This is a genomic window from Sphingobacterium sp. UBA7038, assembly GCF_002494055.1.
Taxonomy (GTDB): Bacteria; Bacteroidota; Bacteroidia; order Sphingobacteriales; family Sphingobacteriaceae; genus Sphingobacterium; species Sphingobacterium multivorum.
Genome location: NZ_DLAV01000039.1, coordinates 14,770 through 15,406, shown reverse-complemented (window position 1 = coordinate 15,406; position 637 = coordinate 14,770). Strand labels below are relative to the sequence as shown.

Here is a 637-nt window from a genome sequence, read left to right as displayed (position 1 = left end):
TTTCTTAAATAATAAAAAAAATGATAGACCATACTTTCTTTATCCCAATAGAAGTAATTCGATCGATCACTACAATAGCGTTATAATTTTATCAGCTTTTTCCTTGCCATAAAGTCGAGAAATCACTTCTATAACACGTTGTTTATGATTAAACGCAGTACTTGAATATGCCCAATGATGAATTGCTGTTGCAGTACACAAAGCCTTCAACGTATGTGGATTATAGATAAACATAGGCAGAAGATTAAAAATCTGCTTTTCCTTCACGGCACGGATCGTTTTTAAATTCATTGCGCTGATAGAACAGATCAGTGCTATCATTCCACATCACAATCATATCGGGATTCCATCCAATCAAAGTTTCGGCATTAATATTGGGTTGATCCAGTTCAAATGGACAAACATTCTGTACACCCGCCATTTCCAAACATGTATGCATCATGCTATGGGTTCCTGTTGTTGAAAAAATACGACCTTAGGCCCAAGTAAAATAGACCCGGCGCTTTTCCTTAACAGCTGTAGCATTCTCCTTAAGGCGACCAATTTCAGCAACGTATTTAAAGAAAAGAAGATAACCTATCATGATCCCTGTTATCTTGGTCGTGCCAATGAGGTGTATGAGGCGCCGAGAAAAGTA

1 protein-coding gene and 1 pseudogene are annotated in these 637 nt (G+C 37.5%); one reads left to right on the top strand and one right to left on the bottom strand.

The features are described 5' to 3' along the window. Window positions 1-244: 244 nt before the first annotated feature. A complete protein-coding gene (locus B3H30_RS21730) occupies window positions 245-442 on the bottom strand; it encodes an ABC transporter substrate-binding protein (RefSeq protein WP_070565935.1) in 198 nt (65 codons plus the stop codon). Between the two features lie 114 nt (window positions 443-556). Here B3H30_RS21730 and B3H30_RS21725 point away from each other — a divergent pair. Beyond that, a pseudogene (locus tag B3H30_RS21725) lies at window positions 557-637 on the top strand ((Fe-S)-binding protein); the annotation flags it as partial.

What these genes read in the sequence shown, in the direction of transcription:
- B3H30_RS21730 (WP_070565935.1), bottom strand. Translation starts at nt 442, where the DNA reads ATGATGCATACATGTTTGGAAATGGCGGGTGTACAGAATGTTTGTCCA.